Source organism: Listeria grandensis FSL F6-0971, assembly GCF_000525835.1.
Taxonomy (GTDB): Bacteria; Bacillota; Bacilli; order Lactobacillales; family Listeriaceae; genus Listeria_A; species Listeria_A grandensis.
Genome location: NZ_AODD01000045.1, coordinates 1 through 611 on the forward strand (window position 1 = coordinate 1; position 611 = coordinate 611).

At 44.5% G+C, this 611-nt stretch carries 1 protein-coding gene; it reads right to left on the bottom strand.

Translation table 11 applies throughout. The features are described from left to right. A partial coding sequence (locus PGRAN_RS15195) for an immunoglobulin-like domain-containing protein (RefSeq protein ID WP_149024086.1) occupies positions 1-611 on the bottom strand: 611 nt, incomplete at both ends.

The following is a 611-nucleotide window of genomic DNA, read 5'->3' on the forward strand; positions in this document are numbered from 1 at the left end:
TTTTGTTCCTGCTATTGCGGCCATATCTTTCGCATGAATGACTGGCGCTTCGGCTGTTATCTGCATGTTTACCGTTGTGCTTGCGGATTTTCCGTTACTGTTGGTCACACTGTATGTTACTGGATAGTTGCCTTCTTTTTGGAAGTCTACACCACTGTAATCAACACTCACATCCGAACTGATATCTCCGTCTACTTTGTCCTCTGCTGTTACACCGGTAAACCAGCTTATATCGGTAGGTTTTGTTCCTGCAATCGCACTCAGGTCATTCGCTTGAATAACTGGGGCTTCAGCTGTTATTTGCATATTCACCGTTGCGTTTGTAGTTTTTCCGTTACTATTTGTCACACTATACACCACTGGGTAGTTCCCTTCTTTTTGGAAGTCTACACCACTGTAATCAACACTCACATCCGGACTGATGTCTCCATCTACTTTGTCCTCGGCTGTTACATCGGTGAACCAGCTTATATCGGTAGCTTTTGTTCCTGCTATTGTAGCCATGTCTTTCGCATGAATGACTGGCGCTTCGGCTGTTATTTGCATGTTTACCGTTGTGCTTGCAGATTTTCCGTTACTGTTGGTCACACTGTACACCACTGGATAGTTTC